The sequence below is a fragment of the Agrobacterium pusense genome, from assembly GCF_013285525.1.
Lineage (GTDB): Bacteria > Pseudomonadota > Alphaproteobacteria > Rhizobiales > Rhizobiaceae > Agrobacterium > Agrobacterium pusense.
In genome coordinates this window covers 724,483-748,293 of sequence record NZ_CP053856.1, presented here as the reverse complement: position 1 = coordinate 748,293, position 23,811 = coordinate 724,483, and the positions used below count along the sequence as shown (strand labels likewise).

The 23,811-nt window shown below is 59.9% G+C and carries 24 protein-coding genes; 10 read left to right on the top strand and 14 right to left on the bottom strand.

Translation table 11 applies throughout. From position 1 onward, the window contains the following. Positions 1-144: 144 nt before the first annotated feature. From HQN82_RS03660 to HQN82_RS03645, 4 genes are all read left to right on the top strand, one after another. Positions 145-1,092: a SurA N-terminal domain-containing protein gene (locus HQN82_RS03660; RefSeq protein ID WP_006700162.1), complete on the top strand. Its 948-nt coding sequence runs from the start codon at positions 145-147 to the stop codon at positions 1,090-1,092. Positions 1,093-1,118: 26 nt separating this feature from the next. Next, the gene (pdxA, locus tag HQN82_RS03655) at positions 1,119-2,141 is read left to right on the top strand and encodes a 4-hydroxythreonine-4-phosphate dehydrogenase PdxA (RefSeq protein WP_173614560.1); all 1,023 of its coding nucleotides are present in this window, start codon (positions 1,119-1,121) and stop codon (positions 2,139-2,141) included. Continuing rightward, a complete protein-coding gene (gene rsmA, locus HQN82_RS03650; protein WP_004441067.1) occupies positions 2,141-2,971 on the top strand; it encodes a 16S rRNA (adenine(1518)-N(6)/adenine(1519)-N(6))-dimethyltransferase RsmA in 831 nt (276 codons plus the stop codon). Before pdxA ends, rsmA begins: the two co-directional genes overlap by 1 nt. A gap of 72 nt (positions 2,972-3,043) precedes the next feature. Then, complete coding sequence (locus HQN82_RS03645; protein ID WP_112766981.1) at positions 3,044-3,667, top strand: alpha/beta hydrolase; 624 nt, start codon at positions 3,044-3,046, stop codon at positions 3,665-3,667. Position 3,668: 1 nt separating this feature from the next. On the opposite strand, the gene gmk is transcribed toward HQN82_RS03645, so the two are convergent. The 7 genes from gmk to fabD form a co-directional block, all read right to left on the bottom strand. After that, entirely contained in the window at positions 3,669-4,331 is a 663-nt protein-coding gene (gene gmk / locus HQN82_RS03640; protein ID WP_004441063.1) for a guanylate kinase, read from the bottom strand. A 4-nt stretch (positions 4,332-4,335) separates the two neighbouring features. Next, positions 4,336-5,223 (bottom strand): YicC/YloC family endoribonuclease, encoded by an 888-nt coding sequence (locus HQN82_RS03635; protein ID WP_112766980.1) that lies wholly within the window; start codon positions 5,221-5,223, stop codon positions 4,336-4,338. 71 nt (positions 5,224-5,294) lie between these two features. After that, positions 5,295-6,515 carry an endolytic transglycosylase MltG gene (gene mltG / locus HQN82_RS03630; RefSeq protein ID WP_004441060.1) on the bottom strand — a complete coding sequence of 407 codons (1,221 nt, stop codon included), beginning with the start codon at positions 6,513-6,515 and terminating at the stop codon, positions 5,295-5,297. A 363-nt stretch (positions 6,516-6,878) separates the two neighbouring features. After that, entirely contained in the window at positions 6,879-8,141 is a 1,263-nt protein-coding gene (gene fabF, locus HQN82_RS03625) for a beta-ketoacyl-ACP synthase II (RefSeq protein ID WP_004441057.1), read from the bottom strand. A 244-nt stretch (positions 8,142-8,385) separates the two neighbouring features. After that, complete coding sequence (locus HQN82_RS03620) at positions 8,386-8,622, bottom strand: acyl carrier protein (protein ID WP_003502080.1); 237 nt, start codon at positions 8,620-8,622, stop codon at positions 8,386-8,388. 350 nt (positions 8,623-8,972) lie between these two features. After that, positions 8,973-9,710 carry a 3-oxoacyl-[acyl-carrier-protein] reductase gene (fabG, locus tag HQN82_RS03615; RefSeq protein ID WP_003512379.1) on the bottom strand — a complete coding sequence of 246 codons (738 nt, stop codon included), beginning with the start codon at positions 9,708-9,710 and terminating at the stop codon, positions 8,973-8,975. Positions 9,711-9,795: 85 nt separating this feature from the next. Next, positions 9,796-10,740: an ACP S-malonyltransferase gene (gene fabD, locus HQN82_RS03610; RefSeq protein WP_173614559.1), complete on the bottom strand. Its 945-nt coding sequence runs from the start codon at positions 10,738-10,740 to the stop codon at positions 9,796-9,798. Positions 10,741-10,964: 224 nt separating this feature from the next. Between fabD and HQN82_RS03605 the strand changes: the two genes are divergently transcribed. The 5 genes from HQN82_RS03605 to rplI all read left to right on the top strand — a co-directional run bounded on the left by HQN82_RS03605 (position 10,965) and on the right by rplI (position 14,700). Further along, positions 10,965-12,008, top strand: coding sequence for an aldo/keto reductase (locus HQN82_RS03605; RefSeq protein ID WP_173614558.1), 1,044 nt, complete (start codon positions 10,965-10,967; stop codon positions 12,006-12,008). A 288-nt stretch (positions 12,009-12,296) separates the two neighbouring features. Beyond that, positions 12,297-12,728, top strand: a complete 432-nt coding sequence (gene rpsF, locus HQN82_RS03600; RefSeq protein WP_004441041.1) for a 30S ribosomal protein S6 — start codon at positions 12,297-12,299, stop codon at positions 12,726-12,728. Positions 12,729-12,741: 13 nt separating this feature from the next. Continuing rightward, positions 12,742-12,990, top strand: coding sequence for a 30S ribosomal protein S18 (gene rpsR / locus HQN82_RS03595; protein ID WP_003502063.1), 249 nt, complete (start codon positions 12,742-12,744; stop codon positions 12,988-12,990). 145 nt (positions 12,991-13,135) lie between these two features. Then, positions 13,136-14,110, top strand: coding sequence for a DUF2232 domain-containing protein (locus HQN82_RS03590; RefSeq protein ID WP_173614557.1), 975 nt, complete (start codon positions 13,136-13,138; stop codon positions 14,108-14,110). Between the two features lie 14 nt (positions 14,111-14,124). Next, complete coding sequence (gene rplI / locus HQN82_RS03585) at positions 14,125-14,700, top strand: 50S ribosomal protein L9 (RefSeq protein ID WP_004441037.1); 576 nt, start codon at positions 14,125-14,127, stop codon at positions 14,698-14,700. 110 nt (positions 14,701-14,810) lie between these two features. Here rplI and HQN82_RS03580 read toward each other — a convergent pair whose 3' ends face one another. From HQN82_RS03580 to HQN82_RS03570, 3 genes are read right to left on the bottom strand one after another with little or no spacing between them, the layout of a single operon-like run. Next, a complete protein-coding gene (locus HQN82_RS03580; RefSeq protein WP_173614556.1) occupies positions 14,811-15,878 on the bottom strand; it encodes an HlyD family secretion protein in 1,068 nt (355 codons plus the stop codon). A 19-nt stretch (positions 15,879-15,897) separates the two neighbouring features. Beyond that, positions 15,898-17,640 carry an MFS transporter gene (locus tag HQN82_RS03575; RefSeq protein WP_173614555.1) on the bottom strand — a complete coding sequence of 581 codons (1,743 nt, stop codon included), beginning with the start codon at positions 17,638-17,640 and terminating at the stop codon, positions 15,898-15,900. Further along, a complete protein-coding gene (locus HQN82_RS03570) occupies positions 17,637-18,092 on the bottom strand; it encodes a MarR family winged helix-turn-helix transcriptional regulator (RefSeq protein WP_004441032.1) in 456 nt (151 codons plus the stop codon). Before HQN82_RS03570 ends, HQN82_RS03575 begins: the two co-directional genes overlap by 4 nt. 309 nt (positions 18,093-18,401) lie before the next feature. Here HQN82_RS03570 and HQN82_RS03565 point away from each other — a divergent pair, with 309 nt between their 5' ends. Continuing rightward, positions 18,402-19,898 (top strand): replicative DNA helicase, encoded by a 1,497-nt coding sequence (locus HQN82_RS03565; RefSeq protein WP_004441029.1) that lies wholly within the window; start codon positions 18,402-18,404, stop codon positions 19,896-19,898. A 60-nt stretch (positions 19,899-19,958) separates the two neighbouring features. Here the strand turns inward: HQN82_RS03565 and HQN82_RS03560 are convergent, their stop codons facing one another. From HQN82_RS03560 to HQN82_RS03545, 4 genes are all read right to left on the bottom strand, one after another. Further along, the gene (locus tag HQN82_RS03560; protein ID WP_173614554.1) at positions 19,959-21,656 is read right to left on the bottom strand and encodes an ABC transporter ATP-binding protein; all 1,698 of its coding nucleotides are present in this window, start codon (positions 21,654-21,656) and stop codon (positions 19,959-19,961) included. Positions 21,657-21,845: 189 nt separating this feature from the next. Continuing rightward, positions 21,846-22,148 (bottom strand): AzlD family protein, encoded by a 303-nt coding sequence (locus tag HQN82_RS03555; protein WP_004441027.1) that lies wholly within the window; start codon positions 22,146-22,148, stop codon positions 21,846-21,848. Continuing rightward, positions 22,145-22,849, bottom strand: a complete 705-nt coding sequence (locus tag HQN82_RS03550) for an AzlC family ABC transporter permease (RefSeq protein WP_107339810.1) — start codon at positions 22,847-22,849, stop codon at positions 22,145-22,147. Before HQN82_RS03550 ends, HQN82_RS03555 begins: the two co-directional genes overlap by 4 nt. 90 nt (positions 22,850-22,939) lie before the next feature. Next, on the bottom strand, positions 22,940-23,797 hold the full coding sequence (locus tag HQN82_RS03545) for an AraC family transcriptional regulator (RefSeq protein WP_173614553.1): 858 nt from the start codon (positions 23,795-23,797) through the stop codon (positions 22,940-22,942). Positions 23,798-23,811 lie beyond the last annotated feature (14 nt).

The window sequence follows — 23,811 nt, the reverse complement described above, 5'->3', positions numbered from 1 at the left end:
CACGATGATATATACGTGGCAAATTCGCGGTGCGGATGCACATGTGCAGGTCTGAAAGGCGGGGGAAGGCAAAATCCCTGTTACCAGACGAACAGATTGGCGGGACAGGGCAACAGGACCCTGCCTGACGAAAGGGAGAAGGATATGATGAATTTCGGAAAGTCGGCTTTGCGTGGCGCTGCTTTTGCCTTTGCGATATTCGCCGTTCCCATGGCCATCGTGCCGTATGCCGGTCAGGCCTTTGCCGATAACACCGTGAAGATCGTCGTCAACAAGACCCCGATCACCAATGACGACATTTCCAAGCGCGTCGCCTTCCTGAAGCTGCAGCGCCAGTCCGGCAACCTCAATGAAAAGGCGCGTGAGCAGCTCGTCGATGAAGCGCTGAAGCGCGAAGAAATCGCCCGCGTCAAAATGTCGGTCAGTACGGAGGATGTCGATGCTGCCTTCGCGCGATTTGCCGGCAACAACAAGATGAAGCCGGAGCAGTTGACGAAGGTGCTGGCGCAGGCGGGTGTTGGCGCCGACCACTTCAAGGCCTTCATCGCCGTTCAGATGAGCTGGCCGCGCCTTGTGAACGCCCGTTATGGCGCGCGCGGCAAGATGTCAACGCAGGATCTGGTCACCCGCCTGAAGGAGCGAGGCGACAAACCGGTCACCACGGAATATTTCCTGCAGCAGGTCATCTTCGTTATCCCGGAAGCAAAGCGCAACGCCATCACTGGCAAGCGCAAGGCGGAGGCTGAAGCCTCGCGCAAACGTTATCCCGGCTGCGACCAGGCGATGAGCTTTGCCGCGACCATGCGTGATGTGGCAATCAAGGACCTCGGCCGCATTCTGGCGCCTGAGTTGCCGGAAGACTGGAAGGCTCTGGTAGAAAAGACCAAGGAAGGCGGCACCACCGGCACACGCGTGACCGAAAAGGGCGTCGAATATCTGGCCATCTGCAAGCAGCGCCAGGTTTCCGACGACTATGCGGCGGAAATGGTGTTCAAGTCCGAAGACCTGATGAAGGCCAAGGAAGGCGAAAACCCGAACGAAAAGAAGTACATGGATGAGCTGCGCAAGAAGGCGCAGATCGTCAACACCTGATATTGATACAAGAGCCGGGTCTTTCCGTGACATATGCATCCCTGCCGCTTGCCCTGACACAGGGAGATCCAGCCGGTATCGGTCCCGATATCGCCATTACCGCCTGGGCGAAGCGCCGGGAAAACGGTGTGCCCCCCTTCATCTTCATCGGCGACCCCGATGTGGTGGCAAGCCGCGCGGCGCTGATCGGCGTGCCGCTCAATATCGAGACCTGCGATGCGGACAGTGCCGTTGGCCTTTTCGAAAACGCGTTTCCGATCCTACCTCTTTCCGTCGGCTTCGACGTGCAGGCGGGGCAACCGCATGTCGGCGCTGCCCATGCCACGATCAAGGCCATCGAAACCGCCGTTTCGCTGACGGTCGAGGGCAAGGCTGCGGCCGTTGTCACCAATCCCATCGCGAAATCGGTGCTTTACGAGGCTGGCTTCGGTTTCCCCGGTCACACGGAGTTTCTGGCTGATCTCGCCTTCCGCCAGACCGGTGAACAAGTCACGCCTGTCATGATGATCGCCGGCCCCAAGGTCCGTGTCGTGCCGGTGACGATCCATATTCCCGTGAAAGATGTGCCGGCCGCGCTGACGGAAGAATTGATCGTCACGACCTGCCGGATCATCGATGCCGATCTGCGACGGAAATTCGGCATCGAGGCTCCGCGTCTGGCGGTTGCCGGGCTGAACCCGCACGCGGGTGAAGACGGCGCACTCGGCACGGAGGATCGCGATATCGTTCACCCCGCGACCATGCGGCTGCGCAAGGATGGGATCGATGCGTTCGGTCCCCTGCCCGCCGACACCATGTTCCACGATGCCGCCCGCAAGCGTTATGACGTGGCAGTGTGCATGTATCACGATCAGGCGCTCATTCCCGCCAAGGCGCTGGGCTTCGACGGTTCGGTCAACGTCACACTCGGGCTGCCCTTCATCCGCACCTCGCCAGACCATGGCACTGCCTTTGGTATTGCCGGCCAGGGCATCGCCAATGAGGCGAGCCTCGTGGCGGCACTCAAGATGGCGGCGGACATTTCCCTCCGCAGCCGGGCCGGCGCATAATGGCGGCCATCGACGGACTACCACCGCTACGGGACGTCATCCAGCGCCACGGGCTCGACGCGAAGAAATCGCTCGGACAGAACTTCCTGTTCGACCTCAACCTTACCCAGAAGATCGCCAGAACGGCGGGACCGCTCGAAGGTGTGACTGTCATTGAGGTCGGGCCCGGTCCCGGCGGCCTCACCCGCGCTATTCTTTCGCTCGGGGCGAAAAAGGTCATCGCCGTCGAACGGGACAGTCGCTGCCTGCCTGCGCTGGCGGAAATCGAGGCGCATTATCCCGGACGGCTTGAGGTCATAGAGGGAGACGCCCTGCAGACCGATTTCGAGGCTCTGGTCCCCGTCGGCGAGCCGGTGCGCATCATAGCCAACCTGCCTTACAATGTCGGCACGCAATTGCTGGTCAATTGGCTTCTGCCGAAGCAATGGCCGCCCTTCTGGCTCTCCATGACGCTGATGTTCCAGAAGGAAGTCGGGCAGCGCATCGTGGCGGAAGAAGGCGACAACCATTATGGCCGCCTTGGCGTTCTCGCCGGCTGGCGTACGGTTGCCGAAATGGCGTTCGATGTCCCGCCACAGGCCTTCAGCCCGCCACCGAAGGTAACCTCCACCGTCGTGCATCTGCTGCCAAAGGACAAGCCGCTGCCCTGCGACGTCGCCAAGCTCGAAAAAGTGACCGAAGCCGCCTTCGGTCAGCGCCGCAAGATGTTGCGCCAGAGCGTGAAAAGCCTTGGCGGCGAGGCGCTGCTTGAAAAGGCTGGTATCGATCCCACGCGCCGGGCGGAAACGCTCTCAGTGGAGGAATTCGTGACACTGGCGAATTGCCTGTAACATCTGGCAGATGTTCGCCGTTCCGAACGGAAGCAACGGTTCCTGGACACCTGCGAATGGAGGAGCAAGTGCGTGGAGAATGCCGGTTTTCACTATAAGCTTGATATTCCCGCTGAAACGCCGGATTGCGCTGTCATCTTGCTGCATGGATCGGGACGAACGGAAGACGACCTCATTTCTTTTGGCCGCGCCGTCTTTCCCAAGGGTGCGTTATATGCGCCGAGGGGCGCGGTTCCTTGGGAGAATGGTTTCGCATTTTTTCGCAGAAAGCCCGACAGAGAACTCGATATCGACGATCTGAAACATCAGGCAACCAGACTGTGCGGCTTCGTTGCCTTTGTATGTCAGCAGACGGCGCAAGAACCCCTTCTCGTCGGATACTCGAACGGCGCGATCATCGCGGCTGAAACCATGTGCCGGGCGCATCATCTGTCGAAAGGCGCCATCCTGCTTCGTCCGCTGTCTCCGAGAAAAGACCAGCCTCTTCCGAACCTCGCGGGGTACCCCGTACTTCTGCTTGCAGGCGTCAACGACGACCGGCGTCACCCCTCCGACGCTCCGCATTTGGCCGAGCAACTGGTCTCAGCCGGCGCTGATGCCGTGCTCGAAACGATCAATACAGGTCATGGCTGGGCGGAAGACGCGGCGGACGAGCGATTGTCACGGCAATGGCTGGCGCGCGGACTCATCGCGTAAATCAGAGCTTCGGCTCTTCCTCCAGCAAAGCCCGCACGAAATCGAACATGCCATGGCGGCGGTCTCGGCGGACGCGTTCGGCTTTGACGATTGCTTCGACGGCCTCGAAAGCGGCCTGCAGGTCGTCATTGAGAATGACGTAGTCATAGTCGCGCCAGTGCTCGATTTCGGCGCGGGAATTGAGAAGCCGGGTCTTGATCACCTCTTCGGTGTCTTCGGCCCGGCGGTGCAGGCGCGATTGCAGTTCGGTCATGGTCGGCGGCAGGATGAAGATCGAGACCACGTCTGCCTTCATCTTGTCCTGCAACTGCTCGGCACCCTGCCAGTCGATGTCGAACAGCATGTCGCGGCCGGCGGCCATGGCATCTTCCACCGGCTCGCGCGGCGTGCCGTAGAAATTGCCGTGAACCTCGGCCCATTCCAGCAATTCCTCATTATCACGCATGCGCTCGAAATCGCGCTTGGAGATGAAGTGGTAGTGAATGCCCTCGATCTCGCTCTGCCGGCGAGCGCGTGTGGTGACGCTGACGGAAAGGCTGATATTCTTGTCTTTCTCAAGCAGGTTGCGCGCGATCGTGGATTTGCCCGCGCCGGAAGGCGAAGAAATCACCAGCATCAGCCCCCTGCGGGCGATCGTGACGGGAGAAATATTCACCGGGGCCATGGGTCTACTCCAGATTTTGGACCTGCTCGCGGAACTGGTCGATAACCACTTTCAGCTCTATACCTGCTGCGGTTACCGCACTGGCGTTCGATTTGGAACAGATTGTATTCGACTCACGGTTAAATTCCTGTGCAAGAAAATCGAGCTTGCGGCCAGCCGGACCGCCATTGGCCAAAAGCTCTCGCGAGGCCTGCACATGGGCATGCAGCCGATCGATCTCTTCGCGCAGATCCGCCTTGGTGGCGATCAGCGCCGCCTCGGCATGAAGGCGGTCACGATCAAGCCCGTGCATGCCATCACCAATCAGCGCAATCTGCTGAGCAAGCCTCGCCGCGATCTGCTCCGGGTGACGGGAGGGATCGCTTTCAATGATGTTCACAAGCTGCTCGATCCGGTCGATATGACCGGAAAGGATGGCGAACAGAGATGCCCCTTCCCGCTCGCGCATGTCCTTCAGCTTTTCGACTGCAACAGCGAAGCCAGCCAGCACATCGCCGTTGCGCGCAGCCAGCGCCTCCGCATCGTCTTCCGCCTCGCGAAAATCGACCAGACCGCGCAACGTAAGCAGCGTATCGAAGCTCAATGGCGTGTCGTCGACGACATCGCCCAGTTCCTTCTTCAGCGCCAGAACCGCGGCGAGAGCATCGCGATTGATGACAGCCTCGAGCCGGTTCTCGGCAACTGAGAGCGCCAGTCCCGCCTGGATATTGCCGCGGGAAAGATGCGCGCCAGCGATTTCCCTCAGCCCGGTTTCCAAGGCTTCCAGACCGGCAGGCAGACGCAGGCGCAGATCCAGCCCCTTGCCGTTTACCGAGCGTAATTCCCACGCCCAGCGGTAGCGGCCGGAGGTGCCTTCGCTGCGCGCGAAGCCGGTCATCGATTGCAACGTCATATATGGAATCCCCCCGTCACGCCGCACGAAACCGGGCCTTGTGGTCACAAGGCCCGGCCGTGATTTATCAGTTAGTTATTGGCCGGTTTTTCCGCCTCTGCACCACCGGGCTGACCATCCACGACAACTTCGGGATTCGCTCCGGCAGCCGCCTTTTCGGCCTCGATTTTGCGCCAGCGGCGCACATTGGCATTGTGCTCGTCCAGCGTCTTTGCGAACACATGACCGCCCGTACCATCGGCCACGAAATAAAGATCATCCGTGCGCCATGGGTTGGCAACCGCCTCCAGTGCGGCCCGGCCGGGATTGGCGATGGGCGATGGTGGCAAGCCTTTGATCACGTAAGTGTTGAACGGCGTCTGTTTCTGGAGATCCGATTGATAAATCGGCCTATCCGAAGGTTTGCCGTCGCCGCCGAACAGACCATAGATGATCGTCGGGTCGGATTGCAGACGCATGCCCTTTTTCAGGCGGTTGTAGAAGACCGAGGCAACATGGGCGCGCTCGTCATCCTTGCCGGTTTCCTTTTCGACGATCGAGGCCAGCGTCACGAATTCCTCGACGGTCTTGATCGGCAAGTCGGGATCACGCCGTTCCCAGATCATGTCGATCAGCTTGTCCTGCGCCGCGCTCATCTGATTGATGATTTCTTCGCGCTTGGTGCCACGGGTGAAGCGGTAGGTATCCGGACGCAGACTACCCTCCGGTGGCAAGGTGGCGGGAAGTTCACCATCCAGAACCTCGTCGGCAGCAAGGCGGGCGAACATCTGCTTGACCGTCAACCCTTCAGGCAGCGACACGGAATAAAGGATCGACTTGCCCGATTCCAGCAGCATCAGGATGTCCTTCATCGATGCGCCGGCCTTGATCTCATATTCGCCGGTCTTCAACGTCTGGTCCTTTTGCAGATAGCTGCCGGCCATCAGACGGAAAACGCGTGCGTTGGAAATGATGTCGTTGCGCTCGAGATTATTGGCGATCTCAATGAGACCGGCACCATTACGCACGGTGAAATGTGTATTCGTTTCAAGCGGCCCCGGCTCCTGAAACGCATTGATCATGTAATAAAAGGCGGCGATCGCCAGGACGCAAACGGCAACGGCAAGCGTCATCAGGAAGTTCAGGAAGATGACAAGCTGGCCATGGGCCTTGCGCGAGCGCTTCGGCGGCGCCGGCACCTTTTCCGGCCGCAAGGCTTCCGTCGGGGATTTCGGAATGATCGGACCGCGATTGCCTTCGCCCGCGCCGTTTTGTCCGTATGGTCCCTGGCTGTTCTGGTTCGTGTCGCTCACCGTCGGTCCTTTTCAGTTCGGCGTTGTCAGCGCTTTTTGCGCAGGTAATGCGGCAAAAACAGGTTCGGAATGGCTTCCTGCACCACATAAAGACACCGTGAAGCCTTCTTGTTCTGCCTCACGAATATCACCTCGGACAAAGCCGATGGGGGAAAGATACCTGTGGTCCGAAATCGAGCAGACCGGCAAACTCTCCCAATCAATGACTACAATATCGGCGCGAAAACCGGAATGGCTTTCGCAAGCCGAACCACGTTCTTCTAAGGAAAGAACATTCTTTTAAAGCGTCCGGCATTAGAGCGCCGTACCGCCGGGGACGGTATGCGGCGCGGACGCCATCGCGACGGCCACAGCCGCCGCGACTTACGCTTCGTAACGGCGCAGCACGAGGGAGGCGTTTGTGCCACCGAAGCCGAAGGAATTCGAAAGCGCCACATTGACCTGCCGCTTGCGCGCCTTGTGCGGCACAAGATCGATCTTGGTCTCGACATCGGGATTGTCGAGATTCAGCGTCGGCGGAACGATGTTGTCGCGGATCGCAAGCGTAGCGAAGATCGCCTCTATGGCGCCCGCCGCACCGAGCAGATGGCCGGTGGCCGACTTGGTGGACGACATGGAAATCTTCGAGGCCGATTCGCCGACAAGACGCTCGACAGCTCCAAGCTCAATGGTATCGGCCATGGTGGATGTGCCGTGGGCATTGATATAGTCGATATCGTCAGGCGTCAGGCCCGCCCGCTTCAGCGCCATCGACATGCAGCGGTAGGCGCCTTCGCCATCTTCGGACGGTGCCGTGATGTGATAGGCATCACCAGAAAGGCCGTAACCGACCACTTCCGCATAGATCTTCGCGCCACGCGCCTTGGCGTGCTCCAGCTCTTCCAGAACGACGATGCCAGCACCCTCACCCATGACGAAACCATCGCGGTCGCGGTCATAAGGGCGCGAGGCTTTTTCCGGATTGTCATTGTGCTGGGTGGAAAGGGCCTTGCAGGCCGCAAAACCGGCAAGCGCGATGCGGCAGACCGGCGATTCGGCACCACCGGCGACCATGACATCGGCATCGCCGAGCGCGATCAACCGGGCGGCGTCGCCGATAGCATGCGCGCCGGTCGAGCAGGCCGTCACCACGGCATGGTTCGGTCCGCGCAGCTTGTGGCGTATGGAAACCTGGCCGGATACGAGATTGATCAGGCGGCCGGGAATGAAAAACGGGGAAATGCGACGCGGGCCCTTGTCGCGCAGCGTATAGCCGGCCTCGACGATGCCTTCCAGACCACCGATGCCGGAGCCGATCAGAACGCCGGTCGCGATCTGGTCTTCGTCGGTTTCAGGATGCCAGTCTGCATCAGCAAGCGCCATGTCGGCGGCAGCCATGCCATACAGGATGAAGGGATCGATCTTGCGCTGTTCCTTGGGTTCCATCCAGTCATCGGCATTGAAGGTGCCGTTGGAACCATCGCCCACGGGAATGCGGCAGGCGATCTTTGCAGGAAGGTCTTCGACTTCGAATTCAGTCACGAGACGGGCGCCGTTCTGGCCGGCCAACAGCCGTTCCCAGGTCACTTCCGTTCCACATCCAAGAGGAGATACCATGCCGGTACCGGTGATAACGACACGCCTCATCGCCAATGCTCCGCCCTTATCCAAATCATCGGTCTTCTGCGACATCGGGCACCACGGGGTGTTCACGCAATGGCGCAGCATTTCAAAATCACGGCATGAGAATCGCGGCTACCGTTCCGGGCCGTAACCTCATGCATCGCCGGAAACGAGCACCTGTCGGAGCACGTGCCACCGGCCGATAAAACATTGGCCCGGACAAGCCGGGCCAAGACGGGAGGATATTGCACCTCCCCATGCGGGTCGATCAGGCCTGGGCCTTCTCGATGAACTTGACAGCGTCGCCGACGGTCAGGATCGAATCCGCAGCGTCGTCGGGAATTTCAACGCCGAATTCTTCTTCGAAAGCCATGACCAGTTCAACGGTATCGAGCGAATCAGCGCCCAGATCGTCAATGAAGCTGGCGCCTTCAACAACCTTGTCGGCGTCAACGCCAAGATGATCAATTACAATTTTCTTTACGCGTTCTGCGATATCGCTCATGTCGGTTTCCTCGACCTTTATTTTGAAGGGAATGCCTCGCGGCACCCTGCCCTGTTAGAAGCCCTCATGCGCCGTTCAAATCCGGCACTGCGGGCAAACCCGTTCAACCCCGTCCAAGCTAGACATCGTCACGCAAAATCGCAACGGCTTCCTGTCTCTCCGGGACGACTGTTCACAGTCTTGGCCCGCTTAACATGGTTTCAATCGGTCGAAAAGCCTGAAAACGCGCTAAGCACAGCGTATGACAGGCAATTTCGCCGAAAACCGGTCAGCGGGGCCTTGCGGCGCCAGCTACCCAAGAAGGTGCTTAAACAGCGCCGCAATCCTTTTCATGACGGACTTACGTGCCGTCAGATCATCGCCATGCCGCCGTTGACGTGCAGGGTCTGGCCGGTCATGTAGGCCGCTTCGTTGGAAGCGAGATAAAGCACGGCAGAGGCGACTTCGGCACCCGTGCCCATGCGCTTCATGGGAATGGCGCCCATGATGGCGTCTTTCTGCTTGTCGTTGAGCTTGCCGGTCATCGCGCTTTCGATGAAGCCCGGGGCTACGCAGTTGACGGTAACGTTGCGGGTGGCGATTTCCTGCGCCAGCGACTTGGAAAAGCCGATCATGCCGGCCTTGGAGGCGCAATAGTTGGCCTGGCCGGGATTGCCGGTAACGCCGACGATGGAGGTGATGTTGATGATGCGGCCAAAACGGCGGCGCATCATCGGATGCGTCAGCTCGCGCGTCAGGCGGAACATCGCCGTCAGGTTCACTTCGATGACGTTATCCCAGTCTTCGTCGCTCATGCGAACGAACAGGCCATCCTTGGTGATGCCGGCGTTGTTGACGAGGATATCGACGCCTTCCAGCTCGGCTTCAGCCTTTTCACCGAGTGCCTTGACCTCGGCGCGGTCGGCGAGGTTGGCCGGGAAAATCTTGACGCGGTCGCCAAGTTCCGCCGCCAGCGCCTCGAGCTTTTCAACGCGCGTGCCGTGCAGGCCAACCGTTGCGCCCTGGCTGTGCAGAAGGCGGGCGATTTCTTCGCCAATGCCGCCGGTCGCGCCGGTTACGAGGGCCTTGCGGCCTGTCAGATCAAACATGTCCTATTCCTTCTTTAGAGCTTCGGACTGAAAATGTTGAGCGTTGTTGCGCCCTGAGGAATGCGGCTGCGGGAGAAATCCCGCCTCAGCCGATAAGCGTGGCGAGAAGCTGATCGATATCGGCAGCACCGTTGACGGCAACGCCATTCACCGTCTTGTCGATACGGCGGGCAAGACCCGTCAGCACCTTGCCGGAACCGATTTCGTAAAGCTGGGTCACGTTGTTGGCGGCAAACCATTCCACCGTCTCACGCCAGCGCACCTGGCCCGTCACCTGCTCGACCAGCAGGCCGGCGATCTCATTGGCGTCGGAAACGGGGGCGGCACGCACATTGGCGATGACAGGAACGACCGGATTGTGCTTTTCGACTTTGGCCAGCGCCTCGCGCATGGCTTCCGCCGCCGGCGCCATCAGCGCGGAGTGGAAGGGAGCGGAGACCGGCAGCATGATGGCGCGCTTGGCGCCCTTTTCGGAAGCGATTGCCGCTGCCTTTTCGACAGCCGCCTTGCTGCCTGATATAACCAGCTGGCCACCGCCATTGTCGTTGGCGACCTGGCACACGCCGAGAATGCCGGCCTCATCGCAAATGGCGGAAACGGCATCGTGCTCAAGCCCGATGATTGCGGCCATCGCGCCCTCTCCCACCGGCACGGCGGCCTGCATGGCATTGCCGCGGATGCGCAGAAGACGGGCGGTATCGGCAACCGAGAAAGTACCGGCGGCACAGAGCGCCGAATATTCGCCGAGGGAGTGGCCCGCGACATACGAAACCGTATCGGACAGTTTTAATCCGCGCGCCTCAAGAACGCGCATGACCGCCATCGAGACGGCCATGAGGGCCGGCTGGGCATTGGCCGTCAGCGTCAGCGTCTCTTCAGGGCCGTTCCACATGATGTCGGAAAGCTTCTGGTCGAGCGCTTCGTCGACTTCCTGAAACACGGCGCGTGCTTCCGGATAGGTATCCGCCAGCTCCTTGCCCATGCCAACAGCCTGGCTTCCCTGACCGGGAAATGTGAATGCAATACCCATGGGATGTCGTCCTTCTTGTCTGGCCTTGCCTTTATTCTTGTCGACTTCCATTCACATTCCCACCAGCGAAGTCAAGGCTTGAGGCCGCCTGCCGGCCCGGTGTGAGGGGTTTTATCGTGCTGTTTTCCCCTTTCTTTTCATCATATTTTTTCTTGCACTGCGGCAATTCCCCATTACTTTCACACCACCTTCCAAACTATCTGGCCAAGCACCGGGACATTTCCATGAAACAGAGACTATTGGGCCGCACGGATATTTCCGTGTCTGAAATCTGCCTCGGCACCATGACATGGGGCACACAGAATACCGAAGCCGAAGCGCATGCGCAGATGGATTACGCCGTCGAAAACGGCGTCAATTTCTTCGATACGGCAGAGCTTTACCCCACCACGCCCGTTTCCGCGGAGACCCAGGGCCGGACGGAAGATTATATCGGCACCTGGTTTGAAAAGACCGGAAAGCGCGATCAGGTCGTGCTCGCGACCAAGGTTGCCGGCTCAGGACGCGATTACATTCGTGGCGGTCGCGATATCGACGCAGCCGCAATCCGTGAGGCTGTCGATACGAGCCTCCAGCGCCTGAAGACCGACTATATAGACCTCTACCAAATCCACTGGCCGAATCGCGGCACCTATCATTTCCGCGGCGCATGGAGCTTTGACGCTTCCGGTCAGGACACGGCGCGCACGCTTGCCGAAATCACCGAAAAGCTGGAAACGCTCGGCGAACTGGTAAAGGCCGGAAAAATCCGCGCCATTGGCCTTTCCAACGAAAGCGCCTGGGGCACGCAGAAATATATCGACATCGCCGAAGCCAAGGGCCTGCCGCGCGTCGCCACGATCCAGAACGAATATAACCTGCTCTATCGCAGCTTCGATCTGGACATGGCGGAAGTCGCCCACCATGAAGATGTCGGCCTGCTCGCCTATTCACCGCTGGCGGCAGGGCTGCTGACCGGCAAATACCAGAACGGCGCCCGTCCCGCCGGTTCACGCGGAACCATCAACAAGGATCTCGGTGGCCGCCTGCAGCCGCTTCAGGAAGCACCGGTAAAGGCCTATCTGGAGCTTGCCGCCGCGCATGGTATCGACCCCGCAAAGCTCGCCATTGCCTTCTGCCTGACGCGCCCCTTCATGGCCTCCGTCATCATCGGCGCCACCACGATGGAGCAGCTGAAGGTTGATATTGCGGCAGCGGATGTCACTCTTTCCGAGGACGTGCTGAAGGGCATCGCAGCCATTCACCGGCAATATCCAATGCCAATCTGATGATCGAACGGCGCGCTTTTTCGCCTCTGCCCTTGCATTCCGGGCAAAAATCCGTATAAGCGCGCTGTTCACAACACCCGGTCCAATTGGCTGGTGGCTGAACGGAGGGCTGGTTCCGGTGACGGAACAGCAGGAACCATAAGGTTTTTCCGGCCTCCCGTGTCTCCGCTCTCGACCGTCTCGAACAACGCTTTTCTTGCTTTAAGGCTCACGCCTTTTCAGGAGCAGTCGTTGAGGCTTAGCGCCGTTGCCGGGTGAAGGACGAAACGCAAGAAAGGCAAAGCTTAAATGGCTCTTTACGAACACATCTTCCTTGCCCGGCAGGATATTTCTGCCCAGCAGGTCGACGCACTTGTCGAGCAGTACAAGGGCGTTATCGAATCGTTCGGCGGCAAAGTCGGACGCATCGAGAACTGGGGTCTGAAGTCCCTCACCTACCGCATCAAGAAGAACCGCAAGGCTCACTACGCTCTCATGGACATCGACGCTCCGGCGGCCGCCATCCATGAAGTCGAGCGCCAGATGCGCATCAACGAAGACGTTCTTCGCTACATGACCATCGCCGTCGAAGCCCACGAAGAAGGCCCGTCCGCGATGATGCAGAAGCGCGACCGTGACGACCGTCCGCGCCGCGATGGCGACCGTCCGGACCGTGGCCCGCGTGAAGATCGTGGTCCCCGCGAAGACCGTCCGCGCCGTCCGCGCGAAGACCGTGCATAAGGAGAATTGACCAATGGCTGACGCATCCTCTTCCCAGGCACGCCGCCCGTTCCACCGCCGTCGCAAGACGTGCCCCTTCTCCGGCGCCAACGCTCCGAAGATCGACTACAAGGACGTACGTCTCCTGCAGCGCTACATTTCCGAGCGCGGCAAGATCGTTCCTTCCCGCATCACGGCCGTTTCCCAGAAGAAGCAGCGCGAACTCGCCCAGGCGATCAAGCGCGCCCGTTTCCTCGGCCTGCTGCCCTACGTTGTAGCGTAATGAATTGAAGCGAGGCTGCGTTTAACGCGGCCTCGCTTTTCCAGATCCTTCCGCGTTGGGCGCGGATCGATATTCTAAATCCCATGTTGGGGATGAGGCTCTCACGAGCGATCCTCTAACTGCTTAGTTTCAGCAGGACAGCGAAGTGCAAAAGTTGAACCAGACAGTGCTGATCTCCGGCGTTCTCGCCGGCATATGCGCCGCGTTTTTAACGCTTGGCGCAACGGCACAGTCGTCCTTTTCCTTCCTGCTCTATGCCGGCTCCGCCATGCCGATCCTGATCGCAGGCATGGGCTGGGGTAACCGCGCCGCCATCGTCGCCATCATCACCACCGCCATCATCGGTGCGCTGGTCATGTCGCCGCTGTTTGCGCTGACCATCGCGATCTTCACGCTGATCCCGGCGGGCTGGCTTTCGCATCTCGCCAATCTGGCGCGCCCGGCTTCCGAAATCGGCGGCCCGGATGATCTGCTTGCCTGGTATCCGCTCTCCGGCATCGTACTGCACCTGTGCATTCTGGTTTCGGTCGCCGTCGTCATTCTTGGCTGGATGATCGGTTACGGCCCTGATCTGGTCGCGCGCATGGTCGATATCATGATGACATCGGTGCAGAACCGCGAACCGCTGTTCGAGCCCAATGCAGAGGCGCTGGCGCAAACGAAATCGCTGCTCGTGCTGATGCTTCCCATTGTTCAGGGTGGTCTCTGGGTCATCCTTTTGTTTGGGGCCCATTATTTCGCGACCCGGCTGGTCGGCTCTTTCGGCAAGGGCCTGCGCCCGCGTGAGGATATTCCCTCGGCACTGCGCATGCATCGCAACGCGATCTTCATTTTCCTGGCCGGCATTCTCGCCATGTTCCTTGGCGGCGTGGCGGCCATGATCGGCGCGGTCATCTGCGGCACCTTTGGCGCGGGCTTCCTGATGGCGGGTTATGCCTCGCTGCACAAGCGCGCCCGCGGCAAGGACTGGCGCCTGCCCGTACTCGTTCTCGCATATCTCTCGGCGGTCTTTGTCTGCCCGCTGTTCATCATTCTCGTGTTCGGCCTCAGCGACGTGCGCAGCACGATCTCCCTGACGCCGGCGCGGAAAACCGACACTACGAACGAAACCAAACCATAGAAAGGATCAAGAAGATGGACGTTATTCTTCTCGAACGCATCAACAAGCTCGGCCAGATGGGCGAAACCGTCAAGGTTCGCGACGGCTATGCCCGTAACTTCCTGCTGCCGCAGGGCAAGGCGCTGCGCGCCAACGCCGCCAACAAGACCCGTTTCGAAACCGAGCGCGCAACGCTCGAAGCTCGTAACCTCGAGCGCAAGTCGGAAGCCCAGAAGGTTGCCGAAGCACTCGAAGGCAAGTCCTTCATCGTTGTCCGTTCGGCTGGCGAAACCGGTCAGCTGTACGGTTCTGTTGCTGCCCGCGACGTCGTTGAAATCCTGGCTGCCGAAGGCTTCAACATCGGCCGCAACCAGGTGGAGCTGAACACGCCGATCAAGACCATCGGCCTGCACAACGTTACCCTGCACCTGCACGCCGAAGTCGAGCTGCAGGTCGAGCTGAACGTTGCCCGTTCGGCTGAAGAAGCAGAGCGTCAGGCCAAGGGCGAAAGCCTCACCTCCGCTGACGCCATCTACGGCGTTGACGAAGACGCGCTGCGTCCGGAAGACTTCTTCGATCCGGAAGCTGACCGCGACGGCGACGACGAGTAAGATCTGGCCTAACGGTCAAAGGAAAACCCCGGATGGCGACATCCGGGGTTTTTTGTTTGCGTGGTCTGAGTTTGCGGAGGGATACCCCCCTCCGCAAACTCAACGCCAGACTACCTCGCCGCCGTCTTCGCCCCATCGGGCGCCTTGCTCTTGTCCACATGCACCACCACAGACATGCCGGGCGAAAGTTCTGCCGCCAGCGGCTGATCCGCGTCGATGGTGATGCGCACACCGAGACGCTGGGCGATTTTCACGAAATTGCCGGTCGCATTGTCGGGCTTGATGACGGCGAATTCCGATCCCGTGGCGGGCGAAAAACGCTCCACATGGCCGGTCAGTTTGCGGCGATGCAGCGCATCGACGGAAATCGTAACCGGTTGGCCGACCTGCATGCCCGCAAGCTGGGTCTCCTTGAAATTGGCGATAACCCAGACATCATGCGGCACAACGGCCATCAGCTGCGTGCCGGCGGTGACATATTGGCCAGTGCGCACGCCGATTTCGCCGAGCCTGCCATCCACGGGCGCACGGATTTCGGTATTGGCGAGGTCGATCCGGGCAAGCTCGACGGCCGCTTCGGCATTTGCGACCGCAGCCTGCAGGGAACTGCGGTTAACGATGATGGTCTGCAGATCCTGCCGTGAAACCTCAAGGGCGGCTTTCGCCTGCGAGAGCGATGCCCGCGCCTTTTCCAGTGCGGCATGGGCTTCTTCCTGAAGGCTGGAAGTTCCCACGCCGCTTTTTATGAGATTATCCTGCCGGTCGGATGCCAGCTGGGCCTGTTTCAGCGAGGCTTCGGCGCTGTCGACCGCGGCCTGGCTGGAAAGAATATGGGCATTGGCTGCATTTTCCTGCTGGCGGGAATTATCGAGAGCCGCCTTTTGCGTATCGAGCGTTGCTTCCGCCTGCGCCTGTTTCTGGCGATAGATGCGGTCATCGATCTTCGCCAGCAAAGCACCCTGCTTCACCTCCTGATAATCCTTCACCGGCACATCCACCACATATCCGCTGACCTGCGGGCTCATGGTCGTGACGTAACCGCGCACGAAGGCGTTGTCGGTCATTTCCACGGTGGAGAGAAAGGGCGGCAGCCGCCAGGCGTAAAGCACGAGCGCAACACCGGCGAAACCGCCGAGCAGCACGAGAATGGAAACGGGAGTAAAAAACTTCTTCAACATTTTGGCACTCTTGGAAGGTTCAAAACTGGGGGGCCGGTGCGGCATCGATGTCCTCCCGGAAAAGGAAGGGGCGGATGCGCAACCATGCGAGGTGGATCAAAAGCGCGGCCAGCGCCAGCGCGGAAACGACGGAGATGAGCAGGAACGTGTCATTATAGGCAAGCACATAGGCTTCCCGGCTGACCTGCTGGCCAAGCAGCGACAACCCCTCCGCCTTCAGCAATGCCGGATCGGTGATGACATGGCTGTAAGCACCGGAAAGCTGGGAGACACGCTGGGCAACGAGAGGGTTGGTGAGCAGGATGTTCTCCACCAGCACATTGGAGTGGAATTTCTCCCGCAGCGTTACGAAACTGCCGAGCAGGCCCGTCATCAGCATGGAACCGGTGATCTGCGTAAACAGGAAGATGGTGATGAAGTTCACCAGATAAGGCGCACCCCGGGCCAGTGCTGCGCCGAAACCCTTCGCCATGACAGGCGGCAGGAACATGGCCGCACCGAAGGCGATCATCATCTGGCTGAGATACATCTGTTCGGGGCGGGTGAGGTTCGTCGACTGGCTGTCCATAAAGGAACCAGCCGCGATCAGTGTCAGCGCAATGACATGGGCGGTTTCGACATATTTCGTCAACATCAGCCATGCGCAGGCCGCCCCGCCAAGAATGGTGGCAAGCAGCACGAGGGCATAAAGCATGGTGGTCTGGTCGTTGAGCAAGCCAAGCTGCTGATAGAAGCTGACCGCGGTGGAGGATTGTTCCGACGAGACCGCCCGGTAGACAAGCAGGACGGCAATGGCGTGCAGGTTGGTTTTGGAGAAAATCCAGCGCAGGTCGAGCAACGGGTTCTTACGCGGCAATTCGATGAAAGCCATCAGTGTCAGAAGCGCGATGGATGTCGCCAGCAGCGCGCCAAGCCACCAGGTTTCGAACCACCAGTAGAACCGGCCGAGCGTCAGCATGACTGCAAGGCAACCGAGACCGCCCGCAAACAGGAGATAGCTGAGGATATCCATACGCTCGATCACCTTCGCACGCGGTGGCGGTGTGACCTTGAGGACGTAAATCATGGCGAAGGAAATCAGCGCAAAACCGACCTCCATCGAATAAAGGGCATTCCAGCCATCGATCGCCAGCAGCGAGGGTGACACCATGCGCGCAAGCGGCGCCGACAACAGCGTACCTGTCAGTGCAATGCTGAATCCCAGTGAGAATTTTCGTGCGGGCGGAAAGGCCTCAAGAATATAGAGAAAGCCGAGCGATGAAATCGGCGCGGCGGCCATGCCGCTGACGAAGCGGATGACGATGGCCGAATGCAGGTCCGTCACGAAGAGGTTGAGGCAGGAAGCAACCACGAAGGCGATGATCGAAAGTTCGGCGAAGGGCCGCAGGCCATATTGCGCGCGCACCTTGAACAAGGCGATGGAAAAAGTGGCATAGGGTGCCATATAGGCAGCGGATAACCAGGCAACCTCGGCCACCGTCGCCGAAAATTCGCCCTGCAGCTGGTAGATATTGGCCATGACGAGGTTCATGCCGAGCCCCTGCGTAATGAAAAACGACAGGCCTGCAAAAATGAAACACAGCCGCAGCCACAATGGCCGCTCCACCGGCTGAGGTGCAGCTGCGGCAGACGGAGCCTGCGTGCCGCTCCCGGCGCCGGCGTCCGGTGATTGAGCCGGGCCCGTCGTTTCTGTGGGGCCATTGGCGGGCCTGTCCTTTTCGGCGGCGTCCGACGCTGCCGTTAGCGGTAAAGAGGTGCTCACGATTGCGCCCTCCCCGCTGCAAGATTTTGCAGATTGGCCGAAAGCCGCCGCATGACATCCAGCGCCATTGCCAGCTCCTGCGAGGAGATATCGGCGGCGATTTCCGAACGCAGCGACTTTGCCATTTCCTGCACCGTCTGCGAGGTTTCTTCGCCCTCCGCCGTCATGTGAATACGTTTGGCACGCCGGTCGTTCTCATCGGATCGGCGTTCGATGAGGTTCTGCTTCTCCATGCCATCGAGCACCCGCACCAGTGTCGGCGTCTCGATTTCCATTTCCTCGGCAAGCTCCGTCTGCGTCAACGGTCCGCGCCGCGAGAGCGCGAAAAGCGCACGCGCACGCGCCAGCGTCAGCCCGCTTTCCCCTACCCGCGCATCGAAAAACGCGCGCAGTTTGCGGGTGAAAGCGGAAACTTCATCGAGAAGCTGTTCCTTGTCGGTCTCGCGGGACATGTCAGCAAGCCTTATAATTAGTACACTACTTATTTTCTGCCTATTTATTCGTAAGGCTGACGATTTTCAAGTTTCTTTCGTGCCGGGTCTGCCATGCGGTAAACTCATGGCGGCGAATCACGTTGCCGGGAAATTTCCCGCTTTGTCCCCATCCCGCCTGTGGATTGCTGGGGACAACTGAAGATGTGATCCGACTTCGCTCAGCGGACGTCGGCCTGCCATGGAGTGTTGCAACAATATCATTGACTGCAATGGCACAGAAAGCCAAACCCGAGGTGTAAGAACAGGCAAAGGGAGATCGCGCAAACCATGAACGACGCTGTGAGAAAGATCACCCCCGCGCAACCGGCGGAACCGCATTACCGCGAAGCGCCGAACAATATCGAGGCCGAACAGGCGCTGCTCGGCGCCATCCTCGTCAATAACGACGCCTATTACCGCGTATCGGACTTCTTGAAGCCCGTGCACCTCTACGAACCGCTGCACCGCAAGATTTTCGAGGTGGCAGGCGATATCATCCGCATGGGCAAGACCGCCAATCCGGTGACGATCAAGACCTTCCTGCCGGCCGACGACAAGATCGGCGACCTGACGGTGGCGCAGTATCTCGCGCGTCTGGCGGCAGAAGCCGTGTCGATCATCAACGCGGAAGATTACGGCCGGGCGATCTATGATCTGGCGCTGCGCCGCGCGCTGATCCAGATCGGCGAGGATGTCGTCAACATCGCCTATGACGCGCCGCTCGACATGCCGCCGCAGGCACAGATCGAAGACACCGAACGGCGCCTGTTCGAACTGGCGGAAACCGGCCGTTACGACGGCGGCTTCCAGTCGTTCAACGACGCGGTGGCGCTGGCGATCGACATGGCGGGCGCGGCTTTCGAGCGCGACGGTAACCTCTCCGGCATCTCCACCGGCATCCACTCGCTTGACGCCCGCATGGGTGGCTTGCAGCGTTCCGACCTTATCGTGCTTGCCGGTCGTCCGGGTATGGGCAAGACCTCGCTTGCGACCAACATCGCCTACAATATCGCCGCGTCCTATGAGCAGGAAGTGCAGCCGGACGGCTCGTTCAAGGCGAAAAATGGCGGCGTTGTCGGTTTCTACTCGCTCGAAATGTCCTCCGAACAGCTGGCAACGCGTATCATTTCAGAGCAGACCGAAGTTTCCTCGTCGAAAATCCGTCGCGGTGACATCACCGAGGCCGATTTCGAAAAACTCGTCGCCTGCTCACAGATGATGCAGAAGGTGCCGCTTTACATCGACCAGACCGGTGGTATCTCGATTGCCCAGCTTTCCGCGCGCGCCCGCCGCCTGAAGCGCCAGCGCGGCCTCGATGTTCTGGTGGTCGACTACGTTCAGCTGATGACCGGCTCCGGCAAGAGCGGCGAAAACCGCGTGCAGGAAATCACCCAGATCACCACAGGCCTGAAGGCGTTGGGCAAGGAACTCAATGTTCCGATCATCGCGCTGTCACAGCTCTCCCGTGCGGTGGAAAGCCGCGAAGACAAGCGCCCGCAGCTTTCCGACCTGCGTGAATCAGGTTCCATCGAGCAGGACGCCGACGTGGTGCTGTTCGTGTTCCGCGAGGAATATTACGTCAAGAACATGGAGCCGCGCGATCCTGCCGATCCGAAATATGCAGAGTGGGAAGCGCTGTTCGACAAGGTAAAAGGCACGGCTGACGTCATCATCGCCAAGCAGCGTCACGGACCGACCGGCACCGTGAAGCTTGCCTTCCAGTCCGAATTCACCCGCTTTACGGACTTGGCCGATCCGAGCTTCAGCCAATACGAAGAACATTGAGGCGAGGCAGCCTTCTATCAATAACGCCCCGTCCTGTTTCAGGGATGGGGCGGAGTCTTTTCAACGGCTTGGAACTGATCCCTCAGAACCCGATTCATCGATTATCCCCTTAGGCAATGCAATGACCTGATCGCCGGCGCGAATGCTGCTCTGGCGGTGGGTGATGGCAATGATGGTGATATCGCTGTCGACCCGTCTCAGCTGTTCCATGATTTCCCGCTCCGTCTCCTCGTCCAGCGCCGAGCTTGCCTCATCGAGCAGCAGAATGGCCGGTTCGCCGTAGAGCGCGCGAGCAAGGGCAACCCGCTGGCGCTCGCCGCCGGAAAGCTTCAGGCCCCTTTCACCGACAATCGTATCGAAACCCTCCGGCATCGCCTCAATCCTGTCGAGGATGGCGGCCCGTTCGGCGGAGCGGCGCAGTTTTTCCTCATCCAGCGCCCGCCCGAGCACGATATTGCTGCGCAACGTATCGTTCAGCAATTGCACCTCCTGCGGAACGATACCCGCCGCGGCGAACCAGTCGTCCCGGCCGATGGCTGTGAGATCGGCGCCATCGACAGTGATGCGCCCGGATTGCGGCACCATGGTTTTCTGCAAAAGCCGGAAGAGTGTCGATTTGCCGGAGCCGGTCTCGCCGGTAATGAAGGTCAGACGTCCTGGCGTTGCGGTGAAAGAGACGCCTTCAACGCCGCGACCGTTTTCGTAGCGAAAGCCCACCTGACGGAACTCTATCACTCTGCCCGACAGCCGCAACGGGCGTGTATCCGGAGACTCCTCCTGCTCTTCTGGCTCATTCCACATGCGGGCATAGGGCGCGAAGTGGGCGAAGGACCGTAGCGCCTCACTGATGGATTGCCCGATCAGTTCGAAAGGCATGTTGAGCTGAAGCAGAAGCGTGTTGAAGAGAACGATATCGCCGATCGAGAGCTCTCCGGCCTCGTAGCGCGGCAGAAGGAGATAAAAGCCTATGATCATCTGCACGCCCAGAGCGAGCGAGATGGTAAAGACAAAACCGATACGGCGCAGGGAATAAAGCCGCCAGTTCCGGTAGATCGAGCCCGCATTCTCCGCAAAGCGACGCTTCATCCACGCCGTGCTGCCCGTGTGCCGCAAAGGCTCGATCATGCCTATGGCGTTTCCAACAAAACCGGCATTCTGCTGTCCGGCTTCGATGGCCTTTTCCAGAAATGGCGAGGTCAGCCGGTTCGAGGCAAGGGTGAGCGCGATGAAGGCCGCACCATAGAGAATGACGATGGCCACCAGATCCGCACTGAGGACCGCCCCCAGCAACAGGGTGCTGAACACAAACGTGGCGAGGCCCGGAACGAAATAGATAAGACCGATCTGCATGATTGCAGATGCGGCCGAAGCGCCCCTTGTCTGTGCGGCCTGAATTTCCGCCGGGTTGTGATCATTGAAGAATGACGCGTTTTTATGGACAATGCGCTCGAAGAAGTGCGTCGTAGCCACATATTCCAGCCGTTCCGAATGGATGACCGACATATATTGCGTAGAGCGCTGAATGGCCGTCGCCAATGCCGTCAGGCCGGCATAAAACGAAAATCCAAGCATCCACTGCCGCGGAGCGTCCGGCAGATCGTCGATCAGGCGGGAAAACACATAAGGACCGGCGGAAGCGAGAAGAGACCCGCACAGGATCGTCAGCAGCAAAAACGTGATCGACGGCCATGAGGACTTCAGGTCTTCGGCATAAATCCTGGAAAGCGGCTCGAATGCAATTTCACGAATGCCCGTCATCTCTCTCTCCCGCCGGCCGCTGCGTGACAAATGCCACAGGCCATTGGATAGCCGCCAGATGCCACCTCCTCAACCCCGTCTCAGGGGCTTCGATCTGGGTTTGATAGGATGCTGAGACGATATTCTAACGGGCCGGCGCTTCCTGCGGCCCTTTGGAGAGAGTCTTTTCAGCCGGTTGAGGGGATCGCTTCACAAACCGATTCCGCGCAGCAGCGCCACGGCCGCCACGCCGACTGTTGCCGCCGGCAGAAGGCTGAGGCGCAGCGCCGCGACAGCGGTGACCGCGCAGGCGATGGTTTCCGCCGGTCCGCTGGCAAGCGCAGTCGGCGTGACGACGGCCATCAGGACGGCGGGCGGCACTACGCCGAGGGCCTTTTTAAGGCGCGCGGTCAGGGTAAACCGACTGACAAGCAACAGGCCGCCGAGGCGTGTTGCGACGGTTGCCGCCATCATGGCGAGAATCGTCAGCAGCGTATTGAGGTCGAGGGTCATGCCGGCTGCTCCGCCTGTTCATCATGGCCGAAGGCGGCGACAGCGAGGCCCGCGAGCGCACCGGCGGCGATATACCAGGCTCCGGGCACCAGCGCATGGGTGAGACAGGCGGCGGAGGCGCTTGCCAGAAGCACCGAGCCCGTTTCCCGGCCCTTCCAGAACCCCATGAGCAGCACGATAAACACCGCGGGAAAGGCGAAATCCAGCCCGATGACCGACATGTCGCCCATGACCGAACCCAGCAAAGCACCGGTGAGGGTGGCCAGGTTCCAGACGATATAGATCGACAATGCAGCGCCGGTGAAGAAACCCGCCGTCAGCCTGCCGGCGATGACACGAAACTCCGACAACGCCCAGGATTCATCCGTCAGCACCAGCATGGCCGCATATTTCCGCCAGCCCCGGAAATCGTCCAGCTTGCCAGCGATGGAAGCGCTCATCAGCACGTGGCGCAGATTGACGAGCAGCGCCGCAAAGCCGAGCGCGCTCCAGCTAGCCGGATGGGCCCATAAGTCCATCGCCACGAATTGCGAGCCGCCGGCGAAGACCAGCAGCGACATCAGCGAGGCTTCGAGCGGCGACAGGCCCTTGCCGATGGCGACCGCGCCAAACACGACGCCGATCGGCACCATGGCCACGAGCAATGGCGCGGCGGCCCGTAATCCCGCGACGAATTCCGTCCTTTTGTCCCATATCGACATCGCTTTCTCCCTTTCAGGAGAGCGATTACGCGTAAGACATCCACCGGTCTTGTACGAAAGTGACGTCACACAGGAATGCGTGTGCCGGCATCACCCCATGCGAAACTGGCCCGGGGTAATGCCGGTGCGCGCCTTGAAATGCCGGGTGAAATGCGCCTGGTCCGCAAAACCGCACATCGCCGCCACCTCGGCCGGCATCTCGCCGGCGCGCAGAAGCCGACGCGCCCTGCGGATGCGCACGTCGGTCAGATAGGCGTGCGGGGTGATGTGGAACTCTTTCCTGAAAGCACGGATAAGGTGTGCGCGGCTGAGACCGGCAATGGAAGCCAGTTCCTCAAGGCCGATATCGGTCTCGTAATTGTCGGAAAGATAGTCGCGGGCGGTGTAAACCGCCGTTTTCTCGCGCTTTTCGACCGGCAGGATAATGGCGCTGCCATGCCTGCCGAAAAGGGCGGCGAGAACCGAGAACATGCCCTCATCCGCCTCGAGGGCACCGGATTTCTCCTCCAGACGCCGGTGCGCCATCTGAAAGGCGGCCGCCATCTGCGGATCGCGCGGCAGAAACTTCGGGAATGACGGCGTACCGTGGAAGGCCCTGCCCGTCACATCCTCGATGATATCGCGCAGCAGTGCCGTGTCAGGATAGATCATCCGGTAACGGTAACCGCCGCCGCCTGGTGCACCATCGTGAATCTCGTCGGGATTGATGAGATAGAGATGCCCCGGCCCCGTCTGTTCGGTGGTGCCGTGAATGGTGGAAATCTGCGAGCCGCTTTCGATGGCGCCTATCGAAAACGTGTCATGGGCGTGAGGCGAATATTCATGGGTGAGAAACGTAGCACTCAGGCATTCCATGCCGCCAAAACGTCCGTCCCGCCAGAAACGCGTGGTTTCCGTCGTGGCGACGGGCATGAAATCGAGGGCCTGTTCCTGCGAAACATTGTGCATGAGCGAAGTTTAGA